Below are 17,561 nucleotides of genomic sequence, written 5' to 3' on the forward strand. Positions count from 1 at the left end.
GCATGCCCGTCGAGGTACCGACCCCGACCGGACCGGCTCGCCCGGACCTCAAGATCATCGAGACCCGCATCTACCGCGGGCCGAACGTGTGGTCGTACCAGCAGGCGATCCACCTCGTGGTCGACCTGGGCAGCCTCGAGGAGTACCCCACGGTGTCGCTGCCCGGCTTCACGGACCGGCTGCTGGAGCTCGTCCCCGGGCTCGAGCGGCATACCTGCTCGCTGGGTCGCCGTGGCGGCTTCGTCGAGCGCCTGCGCGAGGGCACCTGGCTCGGACACGTCGCCGAGCACGTCGCCCTGCAGCTGCAGACCCTCGCCGGTCACGACCAGCGGCGCGGGAAGACCCGCGGGGTCAAGGGCAAGCCGGGCCAGTACAACATCATCTACGGGTACACCGACGAGACCGTCGGCGTCGCCGCCGGCAACCTGTCCGTGCGCCTCATGAACCACCTCGTCGACCCGTCTGACGGGTTCGACTTCGAGACGGAGTTCAACGCGTTCCTGCGCCAGGCCGACCGCGTCGCGTTCGGCCCGTCGACCGCGGCCATCCTCGAGGAGGCCGCATCCCGCGACATCCCGTTCATCCGGCTCAACGCGGCCTCCCTCGTCCAGCTCGGTCAGGGCGTGCACGCCCAGCGGATCCGAGCGACGATGACGTCGAGGACGGGTGCGCTGGCCGTCGACATCGCCAGCGACAAGGACCTCACGACCAAGCTGCTCGGCTCTGCGGGCCTGCCCGTGCCCAAGCAGGAGGCCGCGCGCACCCTGCGGGGCACCCTCGACGCAGCGCGCCGGATCGGCTTCCCCGTTGTCGTCAAGCCGCTCGACGGCAACCACGGCCGAGGCGTCTGCCTCAACCTCCAGAGCGACGACGAGGTCGAGAAGGCCTACGACATCGCCAAGGCCGAGTCGCGCCGGGGCACCATCATCGTCGAGTCCTTCGTCACCGGCCGCGACTACCGGTGCCTCATCGTCGGTGGCCGCATGCAGGCCATCGCCGAGCGCGTGCCGGCCCATGTCATCGGAGACGGCACTCACACGGTCGCCGAACTCGTCGAGATCACCAACGCGGACCCCCGACGGGGCGTCGGGCACGAGAAGGTGCTCACGAAGATCAAGGTCGACGCCAACGCCAAGGAGATCCTTTCCGGCCAGGGCCTGACCCTGGAGTCGGTGCCGGGCGAGGGCGACATGGTCAAGCTGGCGCTGACCGGCAACATGTCCACCGGTGGCATCTCCATCGACCGGACCTTCGACGCCCACCCGGACAACGTCGAGATCGCCGAGGAGGCCGCCCGCATCGTCGGGCTCGACGTGGCGGGCATCGACTTCATCTGCCCCGACATCACCTACCCGGTGCGCGAGACCGGAGGCGCGATCTGCGAGGTCAACGCAGCGCCCGGCTTCCGCATGCACACCCACCCGACCGTCGGCGAGCCGCAGTTCATCGCCAAGCCGGTCGTCGACCTGCTCTTCCCACCCGGGTCCACGTCCCGGGTGCCGATCGTGGCCGTGACAGGCACCAACGGCAAGACGACGACGGCGCGGATGATCGCGCACATCTTCAAGGGCATCGGGCGCAAGGTCGGCATGACCTCCACCGACGGTGTCGTCATCGACGAGCGGCTCGTCATCAAGGCCGACGCGTCCGGACCTCGCTCCGCGAGGATGGTCCTGCAGAACCCCCGGGTCGACTTCGCGGTCATGGAGGTCGCGCGCGGCGGAATCCTGCGTGAAGGCCTCGGCTACGACCGCAACGACATCGCCGTGGTCACCAACATCGCCCCGGACCACCTGGGGCTCAAGGGAATCGACACTCTCAGGCAGCTCGCCGACGTCAAGGCGGTCATCGTGGAGGCGGTCCCGCGTGACGGCTTCGCCGTGCTCAACGCGGACGACCCCCATGTCCGGAACATGCGGCGCCGATGCTCCGGCGGCATCGTGTGGTTCACGATGTCCGAGCCGGGGACCGAGGTCCGTGAGTTCGTCGACGACTACTGCCGCCGTGGCGGACGCGCGGTCGTGCTGGAGCCCAGCGACCGCGGCGAGATGATGGTCATCAAGCACGGACGCCGCTCGATGCAGCTCGCATGGACGCACCTGCTCCCGTCGACCTTCGGCGGGGCGGCCCGCTTCAACGTCGCCAACGCGCTCGCGGCCGCCGGTGCCGCGTTCGCGGCCGGGGCGCCGCTGCACGACATCAGGCAGGGCCTGCGCACCTTCGCCACGACGTACTACCTGTCCCCTGGCCGGCTCAACCTCGTGCACGTCAACAACGCCGAGGTGTTCGTCGACTACTGCCACAACGCGGCGGGCATGAAGGAGCTCGGCACGTTCGTCGACCGGTATGCCGCTCAGAAGAGCGGTCAGTCCGACCTGGCCAAGTCTTCGCGCATCGGCATGATCGGCGCCGCGGGCGACCGCCGCGACGACGACATCCGCGAGCTCGGGGCCGTCGCGGCGCAGCACTTCGACGTGCTCGTCGTGCGAGAGGACGCACGGCTGCGGGGACGCCGACCCGGTGAGACCGCGGCACTCGTCGCCGAAGGCGCGCGGGCGGCGATGCAGCAAGGCGCCCGGTGCCGCCAGGTCGAGATCGTGCTCGACGAGCTCGAGGCCACGCGGCACGTCCTGGCGCGCACCAACCCGGGCGACCTCGTGGTGATGTGTGTCGACAAGCACTCGATGGTGGTGGCGGAGCTCGAGGAGCGGACCAAGCACGCCCAGGCCGGCGCGCGGATCGGAGCGGCGGCCGCCGCCACGAGCGACCCCGACCTCGACCCCAGCACCCTCACCGAGACCGCCGAGGCCGAGGGCGAGGAGGCCGAGGGCGAAGCCCTCGGAGCGGTGCCGGCAGAGCCTGCGCCCGAGCGCGCCGACGACACCGCGATCTGAGCGGACCAGCCTGAGTCAGTCGGTGGTGATGGAGGGGGCGAGCTCGTCGGCGTAGGCACGCAGGGCACGGCGGTACGACTGCGTGTCGGCGTCCGTCGTGGCATCGAGCGTGGCCCGGATCAGGTCCGCAACCGCCTGCCGCTCCTGCCCGAGGTCGGCCTGCACCAGCGCGCGGAGCATGAGGGCCGCGGTGTTGTGCGGCCGGGTCTCGAGCACCTCGGAGACGATGGCCTGGGCCTCGGCGACCCGGCCGACCACTCGCAGGCTCGAGGCGAGCTGCAGCTGGCCGCGGTGCCGGTGGGGCTCCTTGAGGCCACCGGCGAGCGCCTCTTCGTACAGCGTGATCGCCCCCTGCTCGTCGCCCATGGAGTCCTTGGCGCCGGCGAGCTCGAAGACGAGCCGGGCGTCGTTGGGGTGCTCGTCGACGAGCGTCTGGGCCGCGGCCAGGCGGGCGTCCTCGTCGTCCAGCTGCCACAGCGCCGCGATCTCCGACTCGAGCTCGTGCTCGCCACGCGCGGCGACGACCTTGCGGCGGATCGCCCGGGCGTCATCGACCTTGCCGTCGTGCTCGCGGATCCAACCGTCGACCTCGGCGCGCTCGGCGTGGCACATCAGCGCGATGACGTCGCCGTCGAGGGCGTGCGGAACGAGGGCCTCGAACGACGCCAGCTCGGTGCCGTAGCCGGGCACGTCGAGGACCCCGACCTTGGCCAGCCCCTCCCGGAAGAGCCCGAGCAGCGCCTCGGGGTCGCGACCGCGCAGATAGTGCTCGGCGATCTTGAGCACGACCTGCTCCGCGCCGCGGCCGGCGATCTCGCCCATCGACATGATGGCGTCGTCAGCGCGGTCGCCAGCGCAGCCGAGGCTGAGCCGGACTGCCCCGCCCGGGGCGGCGAGCCCGCGAGCCACCTCCAGCAGGGACTCGAGCCCCGCCTCGTTGTGGGCCATGTCCATGATCACGGTGGCCTTGCCGCCGCCGTCCAGCGGCAGGGTGTAGGTGTTGAGCCGGCCCCAGTTGTGCTGGGGGTCGGGAGCGAACGTGCGCAGCCCTTCGACCACCGCAGACCGGGCCACCCCCAGGCCGAGCGCGGCGGCCGCGCCGGCGAGGGCGTTGGCGATGTTGTTGCGCGAGAGCCCGCTCATCGTCATCGGCACGTCGACGATCTTGACGAGCCGGTCGGGGTCGCCGTTCGGCGTCAACACCACGATCTCGCCGTCGAGCACGGTGATGCCGCGCCCGCCCATGTTGATCGACTCCCACAGAGCCGGTGAGGCAGGGTCGAGGCTGAACGCCCAGGGCTTGGCCTTGATCCCGTGACGCATCGCCCAGACCCGCGGGTCGTCGCCGTTGAGCACGACCCATCCCTGCGGCTTGGTGACGGTGGTGACGATGGCCTTGACCTCGGCGAGCTGGTCGAGCGTGTCGATCCCCTGCAGGCCCAGGTGGTCTGCGCTGACGTTGGTCACGACGCTCACGTCGTTCTCGGTGACGCCCATGCCCTTGAGCAGCATTCCTCCTCGGGCCGTCTCGAGGATGCCGATGTCGAGCCCCGGAGTCTCGAGCACGCCTCGGGCGCCTGCGGGTCCGGAGAAGTCGCCGTCCTCCTTGGTCTCGCCCATGACGACGATCCCGTCCGTGGAGCTCCAGGCCGTCGTGAGACCGGCCGTCATGCACATGTGGGCCATGAGCCGCGTCGTCGTCGTCTTGCCGTTCGTCCCGGTCACCGATGCCACCGGCACGGTCGGGGTGATGACGTTGGGGCCCGGGCCGTCGGGCGAGGCCATGATGGCCACCGCAGCCGCCTCGATCACGTCTTCCGCACGCTGCGTGCGGTCGAGCAGGCCTGTCAGCACCACGCCGATCTGCTCGCCGGCGGCCCGGCCACGAGTGCGGTGGATCCATGGGAAGGCGAGCACGATGTCCTCGACGGTCTGGCCCGCGCGGACCCGGACCCCGAGGCGCCCCGTGCCGATCTCGGTGCCGACCCGTCGCATGACAGTGCGGATGACGCGCATGACGAAGCGCTGGCGCAGCGCGGTGCCTCGGCGCCCGGGACGGACCGAACGCATGCCCAGCCGGTGCCCCAGCGCCTCTGCCTCGGTGCGCTTGAGGTCGAGGTAGCCGGGCAGATGCAGGATCACCTTGATGGCGGGGCGGGCGAAGTAGAGGTTGGGCCCGTCGAGCACGCGGACCTCGTCGACGCGGACGGGCTCGCGCCGGGTCACTCGAGTGGGCTCGACGGCCGGTGCGTCGGTGGTTGTCACGCTGCTGGACTGGCTACCGGCGTCAGGCATGCGCAGACTCTAGCGACCCGAGCAGGCGCCCGCGCACCTGCGGCTCCGATGACGCGTGACGTTCACTGTCCCATCGCGTGGACGCCACCGTCGACGTGCACGATCTCGCCCGTCGTGGCCGGGAACCAGTCGGACAGCAGTGCGGCGCAGGCCTTGGCCGCCGGTTCGGGGTCGTTGATGTCCCAGCCCAGCGGAGCCCGGTCGCCCCAGCTGTTCTCGAACTGCTCGAAGCCCGGGATGGACTTGGCCGCCGTGGTGCGAATCGGACCGGCGGCCACGAGGTTGCATCGCACTCCCTTCGGCCCGAGGTCGCGCGCGAGGTAGCGGCTCGTCGACTCGAAGGCGGCCTTGGCGACCCCCATCCAGTCGTAGACCGGCCACGCGAACTTGGCGTCGAAGGTGAGGCCGACGATGCTGCCGCCGTCCGCCATCAGCGGGAGCGAAGCCGTGGCAAGGCTCTTGAGGCTGTATGCCGAGATGTGCAGCGCCGTCGCCACGTCGTCCCAGGTGCCCTCCATGAAGTTGAAGGCGCCCTGAGGCGCGAACCCGATGGAGTGCAGCACGCCGTCGAGGCCGTCCACATGCTCGCGCAGCCGCTCGCTGAGGGTGTCGAGGTGCTCCGTGTTGGCGACGTCGAGCTCGATGACCTGGGGCGTCTCGGGCAGCCGCCGGGAGATCGTCTGGGTGATCTTCATCGTGCGCCCGAACGAGGTCAGCACCACCGTCGCCCCCTCCTGCTGGGCGATCTTCGCGACGTGGAACGCGATGGAGCTGTCCATGAGGACGCCGGTGATGAGGAGCTTCTTGCCTTCGAGGATTCCCATGCCTGCGACTTTCTCGTGTGGTCCGGAACGTGCTGCGAGCCTGATGCGGTGACAGCTGCGCGAGTCGCGCGTGAGGTGTGGTTTCAGTGGCCCATGCCGAGCCCGCCGTCGACGGGGATCACGGCCCCCGAGATGTATGCCGCGTCGTCGCTCGCGACGAAGCGCACCACCGACGCGACCTCCTCGGGCGTGGCGAACCGGCCCGCCGGGATGCTGGCCAGGTAGGCCTTCTTCTGGTCGTCGGGAAGCACGGCCGTCATCTCGGTGTCGATGAATCCGGGGGCTACGACGTTGGCCGTGATGCCGCGGCCGCCGAGCTCGCGGGTGATCGACCGGGCGAGCCCGACCAGCCCGGACTTGCTGGCGGCGTAGTTGGTCTGCCCGGGCGAGCCGTAGAGTCCGACGACGCTGGAGATCAGGACGATCCGCCCGCGCCGCTTGCGGATCATGCCGGTGGCTGCGCGGCGAGCACACCTGAAGGCGCCCGCGAGGTTCGTGTCGATCACCGAGTCGAACTCGTCGTCGCTCATCCGCATGAGCAGCGTGTCCTTGGTGATGCCGGCGTTGGCGACGAGGACCTCGACGGGCCCGCCGAAGATCTGCTCCGCCTCGGTGAAGGCTGCGTCGACCGACGCCGTGTCGGTGACCTCGCAGCGGACGCCGCGCAGGCCCTCCGGGGGCTCGCCGGACCGGTGCGTGATGATGACGTTGTCGCCCGCCTCGGCGAACGCCTTGGCGATGGCGAGGCCGATGCCTCGGTTGCCACCCGTGACCAGCACGTTTCGCGGCTCGCTCGGTGCCACTTGGCTTCCTCCGTCCGTCCGGCGTGCGCCGGTGCTCGTCTGCTGTGTCGCTTGCTGACCCGAAACCTAACGGACTACCGAAGGGTAGACAGCACGGTGTCACCCTCTCGGCAGGCGGCCTAAGGTGGAGGCGTGGCAAGACCGAAGAACGATCCCGTGGTGCACACCGTCACCTCGGCGCCGACGGCGTCGACCGACGACCAGGACAAGCGGGTCAAGCGGTACCTCACGATGATGGGGATCCGGGTGGCGTGCTTCGGTCTCGTCTTCGTCACCTCGGGGTGGGTGCGGTGGGCCGCGATCATCGGCGCGGTCGCGATCCCCTACTTCGCGGTCGTCATCGCGAACGCCGTCAGGCCGGGTGAGGAAGGGCGTTTCGAGCACGTCACACCGGCCCCGGACGACACGAACCGCCTCGAGCAGTGAGCGAGGCCGGGCCTGTCGCGTCGGACCACGCCTGCAGCGCGAAAGGGTGCCGTGCGGTCGCCAGACATGCCGTCGTGTGGCGCAACCCGAAGCTCCACGCGGCCGACCGTCGCAAGGTGTGGCTCGCGTGCGACGACCACCGCCAGTCTCTGGCCGACTTCGTCGCGATGCGCGGCTTCCTCATCGAGGTCATCCCGGTCGAGCAGCTGACGGCAGCGGACGGCTGACGGCCGTACGCGCTCGGCGCCTGCTGGTGAACCTCAGGCGGTGCTCAGCCGCCGATCGCTGACATCGGCCGCTCCGGCTGCACGAACCCCGGGTCGCCGATGCCGTGGCCGCGCCGCTTGCGCCACATCTCGCCGCGGATGAGATCGAGCAGCTCGTCGTCGGTGGCGCCGTCGCGCATCGGGGTGCGCAGGTCGGTCTCGGTGTTCGAGAACAGGCAGTTGCGCACCTGTCCGTCGGCGGTGAGCCGGGTGCGGTCGCAGGCGGCACAGAACGCCGCGGTCACGCTGGCGATGATGCCGACGGTGCGTGGGCCTCCGTCGATGAGGAACCGCTCCGCCGGCGCGCTCCCTCGCTCGCTCTGCGGCAGGGGCGTGAGCTGCCAGCGCTCGGAGAGCCGGGCTCGGATCTCGTCGGCCGTGACCATGTCGCCGCGGTCCCATGCGTGCTGGGCGTCCAGGGGCATCTGCTCGATGAACCGCAGCTCGTAGCCGCGTTCGAGGCACCACGCGAGGACGTCGGCCACCGACTCGTCGTTGATGCCCCGCATGGCCACCGCGTTGACCTTGACCGGGGTGAGCCCGGCGTCGGCAGCCGCTTTGAGGCCCGCCTCGACGTCGTTGATGCGGTCGCGGCGGGTCAGCTGGGTGAAGGTCTCGGCATCGATGGTGTCGAGGCTGACGTTGACGCGGTCGAGCCCCGCGGCAGCCAGCCCGTGCGCCACCCGCTCTAGCCCGACGCCGTTGGTCGTCATCGCGATGCGGGGGCGCGGCTCGAGAGCGGCGATCCCGCTGACGAGCTCGACGAGCGACCGGCGCAGCAGCGGCTCGCCGCCCGTGAGGCGCACCTGGGTCACCCCGTCGCGCACGAACAGCCCGATGACCCGAAGCATCTCCTCGTCGGTGAGCATCTCTGCCTTGGGCATCCAGGGCAGGCCCTCGGCCGGCATGCAGTAGGTGCAGCGGAGGTTGCATCGGTCGGTCACCGACACGCGCAGGTCGCGGGCCACTCGGCCGAACTGGTCGACCAGCCCGGCCGGCCGAACCGTCGGATCGGGAAGGCGGGTCATGAGCACCACTCTAAGCCGGGGTACCGTCGATCCGTGCTTCGACTCTGGCTGACTCGGCGTTGGCTCGTGGGGACCCTCCTCGCGATCGCCTTCGCGGTGGCCTGCTTCTACCTCGGCCTGTGGCAGTGGCACCGGTACCTCGAGCAGCGCACGAAGGTCGACGCGATCGCGGCCAACTACCAGTCACGGCCCGTGCCGCTGTCCCAGGTGCCGCTGCAGGGCGGCCTCACGCCCGAGCAACAGTGGACGCGAGTGACCTTCACCGGCACGTATGCCGCTGGCTCGGACCTGCTCGTCCGCAACCGGACGCTCGACAGCACGGTCGGCTTCGAGGTCCTCACCCCGATGACGACCAGCGAGGGCCTCACGCTGCTGGTCGACCGTGGCTGGGTGCCCAACGGCGAGAACGCCGAGGCGACCCCGGGAACGGACTCGCCTCCGGTGGGGCCGGTCGAGGTCACCGGGTGGCTGCGGACCGGCGAGCCGAGCCTCGGTCGCGAGCTGCCCCGGCCACAGCTGGCGAGCATCAGCCTCGACGACGCGCGAGCCCAGCTCGGCTCGCTCTCGAATGTCGACGCGTATGTCGTGCTCGGCTCGCAACAGCCCGCAGCGCTCCGGGGCGACCACCCGGTCGTCGTGCTCCCGAAGCCCGAGGAGGACCTCGGCCCGCACCAGGCCTACGCGTTCCAGTGGTGGCTGTTCATGCCCGGTGGGCTGATCTTCGTGTTCTGGGCGATCCGTCACGAGCTCGCGACCCGCGAGGCCGAGCTGGAGGGTCCGGGCCCGCAGGCGGCTCCTTCACCGGCGAAGCCGGCCAAGCCGAAGAAGGTGCGGATCTGGGACGAGGAGGATGCCTGAGCAGCGCCGGGTGAGCCCGACGTGCACACGGTGACTCGGGCGCCCTCAGGCCACGGTCGAGGCGGCCTCGCCGACGTCGAACTGGGTCGCGTGCAGATCGGCATAGAGCCCACCCGCGGCCAGCAGCTCCGCGTGCCGGCCCGTCTGGACGACGCGGCCGTGGTCGAGCACGACGATGAGGTCGGCCTGGCGGATCGTCGACAGCCGGTGCGCGATGACGATCGAGGTGCGGCCCTCGAGGGCGGCGTCGAGGGCTCGCTGCACGGCGACCTCGGACTCCGAGTCCAGGTGTGCGGTGGCCTCGTCCAGGACGACGACGTCGGGGGCCTTGAGCAGCAGCCGGGCGATCGCGAGCCGCTGCTTCTCACCACCGGACAGACGATGGCCGCGGTCGCCGACGACCGTGTCCAGGCCCTCTGGGAGCTCGTCGATGAGGTCGCCGATCTGCGCGGCCCGTAGAACGGCGTCCAGCTCCTCGTCGGTCGCGTCGTGCCGTGCGTAGAGGAGGTTCGCCCGGATCGTGTCGTGGAACAGGTGCGCTTCCTGTGTCACTACGCCGACCCGGTCGCGAAGGGATGACATGGTCGCGTCGCGCAGGTCGACTCCCCCCACCTGCACCGTGCCGGACGTCGGGTCGTACAGGCGGGCCACCAGTGAGGTCAGCGTCGTCTTGCCGCCGCCGGAGGGTCCGACGAGTGCGACGAGCGACCCTGCGCGGGCGGTGAGCGAGACGTTGTGCAGGACCTCCCCGCTCCCCCGACGGTCACCCGAGGCGACCGACTCGAGCGAGGCCAGTGACACCTCGTCGGCCGACGGGTAGCCGAAGGACACGTGGTCGAGCTCGACGTCGAGGGGACCCGCGGGCAGGTCGACCGCTCCCGGCTTCTCCTTGACGAGCGGCTGGAGATCGAGGATCTCGAAGACACGCTCGAACGAGATGAGAGCGGTCATGACATCGACGCGGACGTTGGACAGCGAGGTGAGCGGCCCGTAGAGGCGCGCCAGCAGGGCCGCAAGGGCGAGCAGCGTGCCCACGGACAGCGTGCCGTTGACGGCCATGACGCCGCCGAAGCCGTAGACCATCGCCGTTGCCAGAGCCGCCACCAGGCCCAGGGCGACCATGAAGACCGCCCTGTTGATGGAGATCTCGACGCCGATGTCCCGGACCTTTCCGGCGCGCTCGGCGTACTCCGCCTCCTCGCGGGCCGGGGTGCCGAAGAGCTTGACGAGCAGCGCACCGGCGACGTTGAAGCGCTCGGCCATACGCGATCCCATGTCGGCGTTGAGCTGCATCTGCCGGTGCGCGAGTGTGGCCAGCCGACGGCCCATGAACCTGGCGGGGAACAGGAACAGCGGCACGAGCAGCAGCGACCCGATGGTCAGCTGCCACGACAGCGCGAGCATCGCGCCGACGACGAGGACCACGGTCACGATGTTGGACACGACGTTGGACAGCACCGAGGTGAACGCCTGCTGGGCGCCGATCACGTCGCTGTTGAGCCGGGTGACCAAGGATCCGGTCTGGGCTCGGGTGAAGAAGGCGATCGGCTGACGCAGCACATGAGCGAAGACCTCGGTGCGGAGATCGTTGATGAGGCCCTCACCGATCCGCGAGGAGTACCACCGCGAGACGATCGTCAGCACCGCGTCGAGGATCGCGATGGCTGCCACGAGCGCCGCCAGGCGGACGACCACCCCGGAGTCCTTCGGGATGACGCCGTCGTCGACGAGCCGCTTGAGCAGCAGCGGAACGGCCACGACCAGGGCCGAGTCGATGACCACGACCACCAGGAAGCCGATGATCGACCCGCGGTACGGAGCGGCATACGACAGGACCCGTCGCCGGGTGCCCGGCGCGAGTGTCTTCTCGGCGACCGACGAGTCTCGCGACATCGACCGCATCGCCATCCAGGGCTGCATCCCCAAAGCCAGGGCCTCCTTCCTCTCCTCCATCAAACTCCCCGGCACCGACAGCGATTCCCGCTCGGCGCGCCCGAGCCCGACCAGAGCCCGACCAGAGCCCGACCAGCCCCACCAGCCCGACCAGCTCAGCAGCTCGGCGGCTCGGATCGGGCAGGTCAGGTCATGCGGTCGGCTCGGACAGCAGCGACAGGAGCAGGCCGGTCTGGGCCTCACGCTCGGTCGCCAGCTGCTGCCCGCGGTCGGAGGTGACCGCTGACCGCAGGAGCGGCTTGAGCGCGCGCAGCGCGTGAGCCGGTGCGGAAAGGAGGGCGTCGACGAGCGCCCCGGTGGCGGCGACGAGGCCCTCGCGGCCCTCTGCCGGTGCGACGACGTTGACCAGACCCATCGCGAGGGCCTCGTCGGCTGCGACGAAGCGCCCAGTGGCACAGATCTCGAGCGCGCGGGCGTACCCGACGAGGTCGACCAGAGGCTTGGTGCCGCCAAGGTCAGGGACAAGACCGAGGCTCGTCTCGCGCATCGCGAACCGAGCGTCCGCGGTGGCCACCCGCAGGTCCGCGGCCAGGGCGAGCTGGAAGCCCGCGCCGATGGCATATCCCTGGACGGCAGCAACCACGACGGCAGGGCACTCGCCCCAGGCGGTGAAGCCGTCCTGGTATGCCGCGATGCCCCGCTGGATGCCGCTCGGACCGCCCTGGGCCAGCTCGGCCAGGCTCTGCTCGCCCGGCACTCCGGCCGGGGTGAACATGGCAGTGTCGATCCCCGCGGAGAAGGCCGGACCCGCGCCGCTCAGCACGACAACGCGCACCTCGTCGGGCACCGCCCGCGCCTCCTGCGCCAGGGCGGTCCAGAGCGACGGCGTCTGCGCGTTGCGGCGCGCAGCGTTGTCCAAGGTGATGGTGCGGACCGGGCCGTCGGTCTCGACCCGAAGGTGCGGATGCGTCATGCCTCGCAGGCTACCGACGCCCGCCTCAGGCAGCCGCGGCGGTGCGGCGCGGGGCGATGACCCGCAGGACTCCCCAGCCGGTCACCGACGCGGGCTGCACGGTCTCCACCCGGATGACGCGCGTGCAGTCCAGGCACGACCATGCGGAGGTCGGGTCCGGGAACGGCGTCAGGTCGTCACCCGCGCAGTACGGGCAGGTGAGGTGGTCGAGCGGCATGGTGACCAGAGTGCCGACCGTGCCCGCCAAATACAATAACCGTCCATCATGTGATCCATCACAACCACTTATGAATCAGGCGAGTGCGATGAGGTCCTTGTAGTCGGGCCCCCAGAGATCCTCCACGCCATCAGGCAGGAGCAGGATCCGCTCCGGCTCCAGGGCGTCGACGGCGCCCTCGTCGTGCGTCACAAGGACCACCGCGCCTTCGTACGTCGACAGCGCGCCGAGGATCTCGGCCCGCGACGCCGGGTCGAGGTTGTTCGTGGGCTCGTCGAGGAGCAGCACGTTGGCCGAGCTGACCACGAGCATCGCCAGCGACAGGCGGGTCTTCTCGCCCCCCGACAGCACGGCTGCAGGCTTGTCGACGTCGTCTCCCGAGAAGAGGAACGAACCCAGCACCTTGCGGACGTCGGTCTCACCGAGGTCGGGCGCCGCCGACTTCATGTTCGCGAGCACGCTGCGGTCGACGTCGAGGTTCTCGTGCTCCTGTGCGTAGTAGCCGAGCTTGAGGCCGTGCCCCGGCTCGACCTCGCCGGTATCCGGCTCGTCGACACCGGCCAGCATTCGCAGCAGCGTGGTCTTGCCTGCGCCGTTCAGCCCGAGCACGACGACCTTGCTGCCCCGGTCGATCGCGAGGTCCACGTCCGTGAAGACCTCGAGCGAGCCGTACGACCGCGAGAGCCCCGAGGCACGCAGCGGGGTCTTTCCGCACGGCGCCGGCTTGGGAAACCGCAGCCGGGCGACCCTGTCCTGGACTCGCTCGCCCTCCACCTCCGCCATCAGGCGCTCGGCGCGGCGGGCCATGTTCTGCGCGGCGGTCGCCTTGGTGGCCTTCGCGCGCATCTTGTCGGCCTGTGCAAGCAGCGCGCTCGCCTTCTTCTGAGCGTTGGCGAACTCGCGCTTGCGGCGGCGCTCGTCGGTCTCGCGCTGCTGGATGTACGTCTTCCAGCCCATGTTGTAGACATCAAGGGCGGAGCGGTTGGCGTCGAGGTGGTAGACCTTGTTGACCACCTCGTCGAGCAGAGCGACGTCGTGGCTGATGACGATGAGACCGCCCTTGTAGGCGCGCAGGTAGTCGCGCAGCCACCCGATCGAGTCGGCGTCGAGGTGGTTCGTCGGCTCATCCAGCAGCAGGGTCTCGTTGCCGGAGAAGAGGATTCGCGAAAGCTCGACCCGGCGTCGCTGACCACCCGACAGCGTTCGCAGCGGCTGGTTGAGGACGCGCTCCTCGAGTCCGAGGGCACTGGCGATCGCTGCCGCCTCCGACTCGGCGGCATACCCGCCCTGGGTCTCGAACTCGACCTCGAGGCGGGCGTACTTGCGCATGGCCTTCTCGCGGACCTTGTCGTCCTCGCTCGCCATCCGGGCTTCGGCCTCAGCGCGCTGGCGGACGATCACATCGAGGCCGCGCGCCGACAGGATGCGGTCGCGGGCCAGCACCTCGAGATCACCGGTGCGCGGGTCCTGCGGCAGGTAGCCCACCGCCCCGGTGCGGGTGACCGTGCCGGCTGCCGCCTGCCCCTCACCCGCGAGCACCTTCGTCAGGGTCGTCTTGCCGGCGCCGTTGCGGCCGACGAGCCCGATCCGGTCGCCGGAGTCGATGCGGAAGCTCGCATCCTCGAGGAGCAGGCGAGCCCCAGCGCGCAGCTCGATCCCGGTGGCGACGATCACGGCATACCTCTCTCAAGTGCCGGACTCCGTCCCGGCCGGACAACCCCTCTATTCTGCCAGCGCTGACTGCGTGGTCTCGACGCGTTATCCGGCGGCCGGGAGGACACCCTGCTTCGGCTCGCGCGCAGCGAGCACGATGCCGGCGCCGGCGAGCGAGATGGCGGCAGTCACGATCGCCGCGACGTTCCACCCTGCGATGAGCCCCGCTGCCGGCGGCATCGACGCGTGCGCGGCCACGACTACCGACACGACCGTCACGCCGACTGCGGAGCCGACGTAGCGAGCGGTGTTGTTGGCGCCGCTGCCCATGCCCCCGCGCTCCGCCGGCACGCTGGCGACGGCTTCGCGGCCCAGGGCGGCATTGAGGAGCCCACTGGCCACCCCGGCCACGACCAGGCCCGGCAGCAGTCGCGGCCAGGTCGTGGCAGGAGTGAGCCCGAAGAGCAGGAGCTGCCCGGCGGCGACGCCGACGAGCCCGACGGCAAGCCGCGCCCGTCCCGTCACGTTCGCCGGGAGCCGACGCGCCAGCAGCGCCATCACGACGCTGGACCCTGACCAGGTGAGGAAGAGCAGGGCCGCCTCGGTGGCAGGCAGCCGGAAGGCCAGACCCAGGAAGGCCGGCATGAAGGACAGCAGGCCGATGATGCCCGCGCCGGTCGCGAACGCGCCGGCCGTGGCTGCGACGAACCGTGGGCTGCGGAACAGCGACAGGTCGATCATGGCCGACCCACTCGTCCGCTCGACGAGCAGGAACCCGAGACCTGCGGCCACGGCCCCGGCGAGCAGGACCACGACCGACGGGCTCGCCCAGCCCTGCCGACCCTCGACGAGGGCAGCCAGGAAGGTGGTCATCGACGCGGCAAGGAGTAGGGCACCCGGGACGTCGAGCCCGCGCGGCGTCGCCGACCGGACCTCGACGAGGCGCAGTCGACCCCACGCCGCGAGCCCGAGGCTGGCGACGGCGACGACCCAGAATGCGTCGCGCCACGCCGCCCACTGCTCGAGGTACGACGAGAGCAGCGGCCCCAGAGCGATGCCGGCGCCCACGCTGGCTCCCCACACGCCGCTCGCGGCGGCGCGTTCGTGGCCGGCACGGAACCAGTGGGCGACCAGCCCGAGGCTGGCGGCGACCACGGCAGCGGCACCGATGCCCTGCGCCACGCGGGCGAGCACGAGGACCACGGTCGTCGGTGCCAGAGCACCGGCCACCGATGCCGCCGCGAGGAGCACGAGCCCGCCGGTCAGGACCCTACGGCGGCCGCGGTCGTCGGCGAGCGTGCCCGCAGTGAGCAGGGCCGCCCCCAGCCCGATCCCCATCGAGCTGAGGATCCATGTGCGTCCGGAGATGTCCGCGCCGAGGTCGAGGCTGACCGCGTTGAGGGTCGCGATGGGGGACGTGAACGCGACCAGCGCGAGCATCGTGCCGAGAGCGGCGAGGGCGAGTGCCCGACGCGGCTCTCCGGGCGTGACGGGCCCGGGTTCCGACCCGGGCTCCGACCCGGGTGCGGTCCCCGACGCGGGATCACCGGCCATGGCTACCTCCGCATTATCGAGCCCGGCGGCGGGCCGCTTCGCGCTGCGGGTGGTCGTCCGGGGTGGCGTGTTCACGGTGCACTCCTCAGGTATGCCGTCCCGCCTGCGCGGCGGATTAGTACGGTCAACAGACCATCGCCTACGATGTATTCCATGGCTCTCGGCACCGACTACCTCGGCCAGGACTGCTCGCTGGCCCGCGCCCTCGAGATCGTCGGCGAGCGGTGGACGCTGCTGATCGTCAGGGACGCCATGTTCGGGATCCGTCGCTTCACCGACTTCGCGCGCCGCCTGGACATCTCCAAAGCCGTTCTCACCCAACGCCTTTCAGCACTCGTCGAGGCTGGCGTGATGGAGCGCGTCGCGCATGGCGGACGGGACGAGTACGTCCTGACCGACGCTGGACAGGCACTCTGGCCGGCGATGTATGCCCTCCTCCAGTGGGGGGATGCTCAGACCTCCACCCACGGGCCGCGCCGCCTCTTCCGCCACGTCCCGTGCGGCACTGACCTAGATTTCGCCGGCCGCTGCCCGACCTGCGACACCCTGCCGCCACCGGCCGACCTCGAGACCCTCCCCGGTCCAGGAGCGTCGACGGCTCCGCCACGCTCGGAGATCTCGGCCGCCCTCCGGAAGCCGCACCGGCTGCTCGCCCCGATCCGCGTCTGAGGCAGCACCCCAGACCCTTGCCAACGGACGACCCCCGGCGTCGTTTCGAGCCCGACCACGCCCCTCGGGTAGCGTGAGCGACCGTGAACGCGCGCATCACCGTTCGTGACATCTCCGCCGAGGAGCATCTCCTGTGGCTGCAGAAGCAGCCGTCGGCGAGCTTCCTGCAGACCCCGGCATGGGGTGAGGTGAAGCAGGACTGGCGGCACGGCTCGGTGGGCTGGTTCGAGGACGGCACCATGGTCGGGGCCGCACTCGTGCTCTACCGCTCGCTGCCGCGCGTCGGGCGCTCCCTGGCCTACGTCCCCGAGGGACCGTCCATCGACTGGTCCTCCCCGCGCCTGGTCGAGCTGCTCCGAGCGCTCCGCGACCACCTCAAGCGGAAGAAGGCGTTCGCGCTCCGGATCGGGCCGCCGGTGGCCACCCACCGCTGGCACACCGCGACGATCAAGGAAGCGATCGCCGACCCCGCTGTCCGTCGCTACGACGAGGCCGCGCCGGACGTCACCGAGCCGGTCGGCACGGCCGTCGTCGACACGCTTCGGCGGCTTGGCTTCCGGCACCTCTCGGCCGACGACGGCTTTGCCGCCGGGCAGCCGGAGTACGTCTTCCAGGTGCCCCTGGCCGGGCGCACCGAGGCAGACCTCCTCGCCGGGATGAACCAGCTCTGGCGCCGGAACATCAAGAAGACCGAGAAGAACGGCGTGCACGTGCGCGTCGGTGACGCGTCGGACCTCCCGGCGTTCCACCGCTGCTACGCCGAGACCGCCGAGCGTGACCGGTTCACCCCGCGCGGGCTCGCATACTTCGAGCACATGTATGCCGTCATGTCGGCCGAGGACCCCGAGCGGATCCGCGTCTACCTGGCCGAGCACGACGGGGACGTGCTCGCAGCGACGATCTGGATCAGGGTCGGCGAGCACGCGTGGTACTCCTACGGCGCGTCCACCGCCGCCAAGCGCGAGCTGCAGGGCTCGACGGCGATCCAGTGGCGCATGCTGCGCGACTCGCTCGCGGCCGGAGCGACGGTCTATGACCTGCGCGGCATCACCAACACCGTCGCCGAGGACAACCCGCACATCGGGCTGATCCGGTTCAAGGTCGGCACTGGCGGCGAGGCCGTGCGGCTCGCGGGTGAGTGGGACCTGCCCCTGAACCCTCTGCTGTACAAGGCATTCGACCTCTACATGAAGCGGCGGTGATCAGAC

Annotated in this window: 15 protein-coding genes; 6 read left to right on the forward strand and 9 right to left on the reverse strand. The window is 70.6% G+C overall.

Annotation, left to right across the window (positions count from 1 at the left end):
• The first annotated feature begins 2 nt into the window (after positions 1 to 2).
• Positions 3 to 2,894: a cyanophycin synthetase gene (cphA, locus tag ACWEOW_RS12300; RefSeq protein ID WP_452269487.1), complete on the forward strand. Its 2,892-nt coding sequence runs from the start codon at positions 3 to 5 to the stop codon at positions 2,892 to 2,894.
• 15 nt (positions 2,895 to 2,909) lie between these two features.
• Here cphA and ACWEOW_RS12305 read toward each other — a convergent pair whose 3' ends face one another.
• From ACWEOW_RS12305 to fabG, 3 genes are all read right to left on the reverse strand, one after another.
• Entirely contained in the window at positions 2,910 to 5,189 is a 2,280-nt protein-coding gene (locus ACWEOW_RS12305; protein ID WP_452269488.1) for a tetratricopeptide repeat protein, read from the reverse strand.
• Positions 5,190 to 5,251: 62 nt separating this feature from the next.
• Entirely contained in the window at positions 5,252 to 6,013 is a 762-nt protein-coding gene (gene fabI, locus ACWEOW_RS12310) for an enoyl-ACP reductase FabI (RefSeq protein ID WP_452269489.1), read from the reverse strand.
• 83 nt (positions 6,014 to 6,096) lie between these two features.
• Complete coding sequence (gene fabG, locus ACWEOW_RS12315; RefSeq protein WP_452269490.1) at positions 6,097 to 6,816, reverse strand: 3-oxoacyl-ACP reductase FabG; 720 nt, start codon at positions 6,814 to 6,816, stop codon at positions 6,097 to 6,099.
• 132 nt (positions 6,817 to 6,948) lie between these two features.
• On the opposite strand from fabG, the gene ACWEOW_RS12320 reads away from it, so the two are divergent.
• Positions 6,949 to 7,242, forward strand: coding sequence for a DUF3099 domain-containing protein (locus tag ACWEOW_RS12320; RefSeq protein WP_452269491.1), 294 nt, complete (start codon positions 6,949 to 6,951; stop codon positions 7,240 to 7,242).
• A gap of 74 nt (positions 7,243 to 7,316) precedes the next feature.
• Complete coding sequence (locus ACWEOW_RS12325; RefSeq protein WP_452269492.1) at positions 7,317 to 7,469, forward strand: hypothetical protein; 153 nt, start codon at positions 7,317 to 7,319, stop codon at positions 7,467 to 7,469.
• Positions 7,470 to 7,513: 44 nt separating this feature from the next.
• Here ACWEOW_RS12325 and moaA read toward each other — a convergent pair whose 3' ends face one another.
• A complete protein-coding gene (gene moaA, locus ACWEOW_RS12330) occupies positions 7,514 to 8,536 on the reverse strand; it encodes a GTP 3',8-cyclase MoaA (protein WP_452269493.1) in 1,023 nt (340 codons plus the stop codon).
• A 33-nt stretch (positions 8,537 to 8,569) separates the two neighbouring features.
• Between moaA and ACWEOW_RS12335 the strand changes: the two genes are divergently transcribed.
• A complete protein-coding gene (locus ACWEOW_RS12335; protein WP_452269494.1) occupies positions 8,570 to 9,394 on the forward strand; it encodes an SURF1 family cytochrome oxidase biogenesis protein in 825 nt (274 codons plus the stop codon).
• Between the two features lie 45 nt (positions 9,395 to 9,439).
• On the opposite strand, the gene ACWEOW_RS12340 is transcribed toward ACWEOW_RS12335, so the two are convergent.
• The 5 genes from ACWEOW_RS12340 to ACWEOW_RS12360 all read right to left on the reverse strand — a co-directional run bounded on the left by ACWEOW_RS12340 (position 9,440) and on the right by ACWEOW_RS12360 (position 15,759).
• Complete coding sequence (locus ACWEOW_RS12340; RefSeq protein WP_452269495.1) at positions 9,440 to 11,347, reverse strand: ABC transporter ATP-binding protein; 1,908 nt, start codon at positions 11,345 to 11,347, stop codon at positions 9,440 to 9,442.
• 130 nt (positions 11,348 to 11,477) lie between these two features.
• Positions 11,478 to 12,260: an enoyl-CoA hydratase/isomerase family protein gene (locus tag ACWEOW_RS12345; protein ID WP_452269496.1), complete on the reverse strand. Its 783-nt coding sequence runs from the start codon at positions 12,258 to 12,260 to the stop codon at positions 11,478 to 11,480.
• Positions 12,261 to 12,285: 25 nt separating this feature from the next.
• Positions 12,286 to 12,477 (reverse strand): hypothetical protein, encoded by a 192-nt coding sequence (locus ACWEOW_RS12350; RefSeq protein WP_452269497.1) that lies wholly within the window; start codon positions 12,475 to 12,477, stop codon positions 12,286 to 12,288.
• Between the two features lie 75 nt (positions 12,478 to 12,552).
• Positions 12,553 to 14,151 carry an ABC-F family ATP-binding cassette domain-containing protein gene (locus tag ACWEOW_RS12355; protein WP_452269498.1) on the reverse strand — a complete coding sequence of 533 codons (1,599 nt, stop codon included), beginning with the start codon at positions 14,149 to 14,151 and terminating at the stop codon, positions 12,553 to 12,555.
• An 84-nt stretch (positions 14,152 to 14,235) separates the two neighbouring features.
• Positions 14,236 to 15,759 (reverse strand): MFS transporter, encoded by a 1,524-nt coding sequence (locus ACWEOW_RS12360; RefSeq protein WP_452269499.1) that lies wholly within the window; start codon positions 15,757 to 15,759, stop codon positions 14,236 to 14,238.
• Positions 15,760 to 15,837: 78 nt separating this feature from the next.
• Between ACWEOW_RS12360 and ACWEOW_RS12365 the strand changes: the two genes are divergently transcribed.
• Both ACWEOW_RS12365 and ACWEOW_RS12370 read left to right on the forward strand, forming a co-directional pair.
• A complete protein-coding gene (locus tag ACWEOW_RS12365) occupies positions 15,838 to 16,353 on the forward strand; it encodes a winged helix-turn-helix transcriptional regulator (RefSeq protein WP_452269500.1) in 516 nt (171 codons plus the stop codon).
• Between the two features lie 83 nt (positions 16,354 to 16,436).
• The gene (locus ACWEOW_RS12370) at positions 16,437 to 17,555 is read left to right on the forward strand and encodes a lipid II:glycine glycyltransferase FemX (protein ID WP_452269501.1); all 1,119 of its coding nucleotides are present in this window, start codon (positions 16,437 to 16,439) and stop codon (positions 17,553 to 17,555) included.
• The last annotated feature ends 6 nt before the right edge of the window (positions 17,556 to 17,561 follow it).

The organism is Monashia sp. NPDC004114 (assembly GCF_053603855.1).

Excerpts from the sequence above, each read along its gene's own strand:
- cphA (WP_452269487.1), top strand. The coding sequence starts at position 3 with ATGCCCGTCGAGGTACCGACCCCGACCGGACCGGCTCGCCCGGACCTC.
- ACWEOW_RS12305 (WP_452269488.1), bottom strand. The coding sequence starts at position 5,189 with ATGCCTGACGCCGGTAGCCAGTCCAGCAGCGTGACAACCACCGACGCA.
- fabI (WP_452269489.1), bottom strand. The coding sequence starts at position 6,013 with ATGGGAATCCTCGAAGGCAAGAAGCTCCTCATCACCGGCGTCCTCATG.
- moaA (WP_452269493.1), bottom strand. The coding sequence starts at position 8,536 with ATGACCCGCCTTCCCGATCCGACGGTTCGGCCGGCCGGGCTGGTCGAC.
- ACWEOW_RS12340 (WP_452269495.1), bottom strand. The coding sequence starts at position 11,347 with ATGGAGGAGAGGAAGGAGGCCCTGGCTTTGGGGATGCAGCCCTGGATG.
- ACWEOW_RS12345 (WP_452269496.1), bottom strand. The coding sequence starts at position 12,260 with ATGACGCATCCGCACCTTCGGGTCGAGACCGACGGCCCGGTCCGCACC.
- ACWEOW_RS12350 (WP_452269497.1), bottom strand. The coding sequence starts at position 12,477 with ATGCCGCTCGACCACCTCACCTGCCCGTACTGCGCGGGTGACGACCTG.
- ACWEOW_RS12365 (WP_452269500.1), top strand. The coding sequence starts at position 15,838 with ATGGCTCTCGGCACCGACTACCTCGGCCAGGACTGCTCGCTGGCCCGC.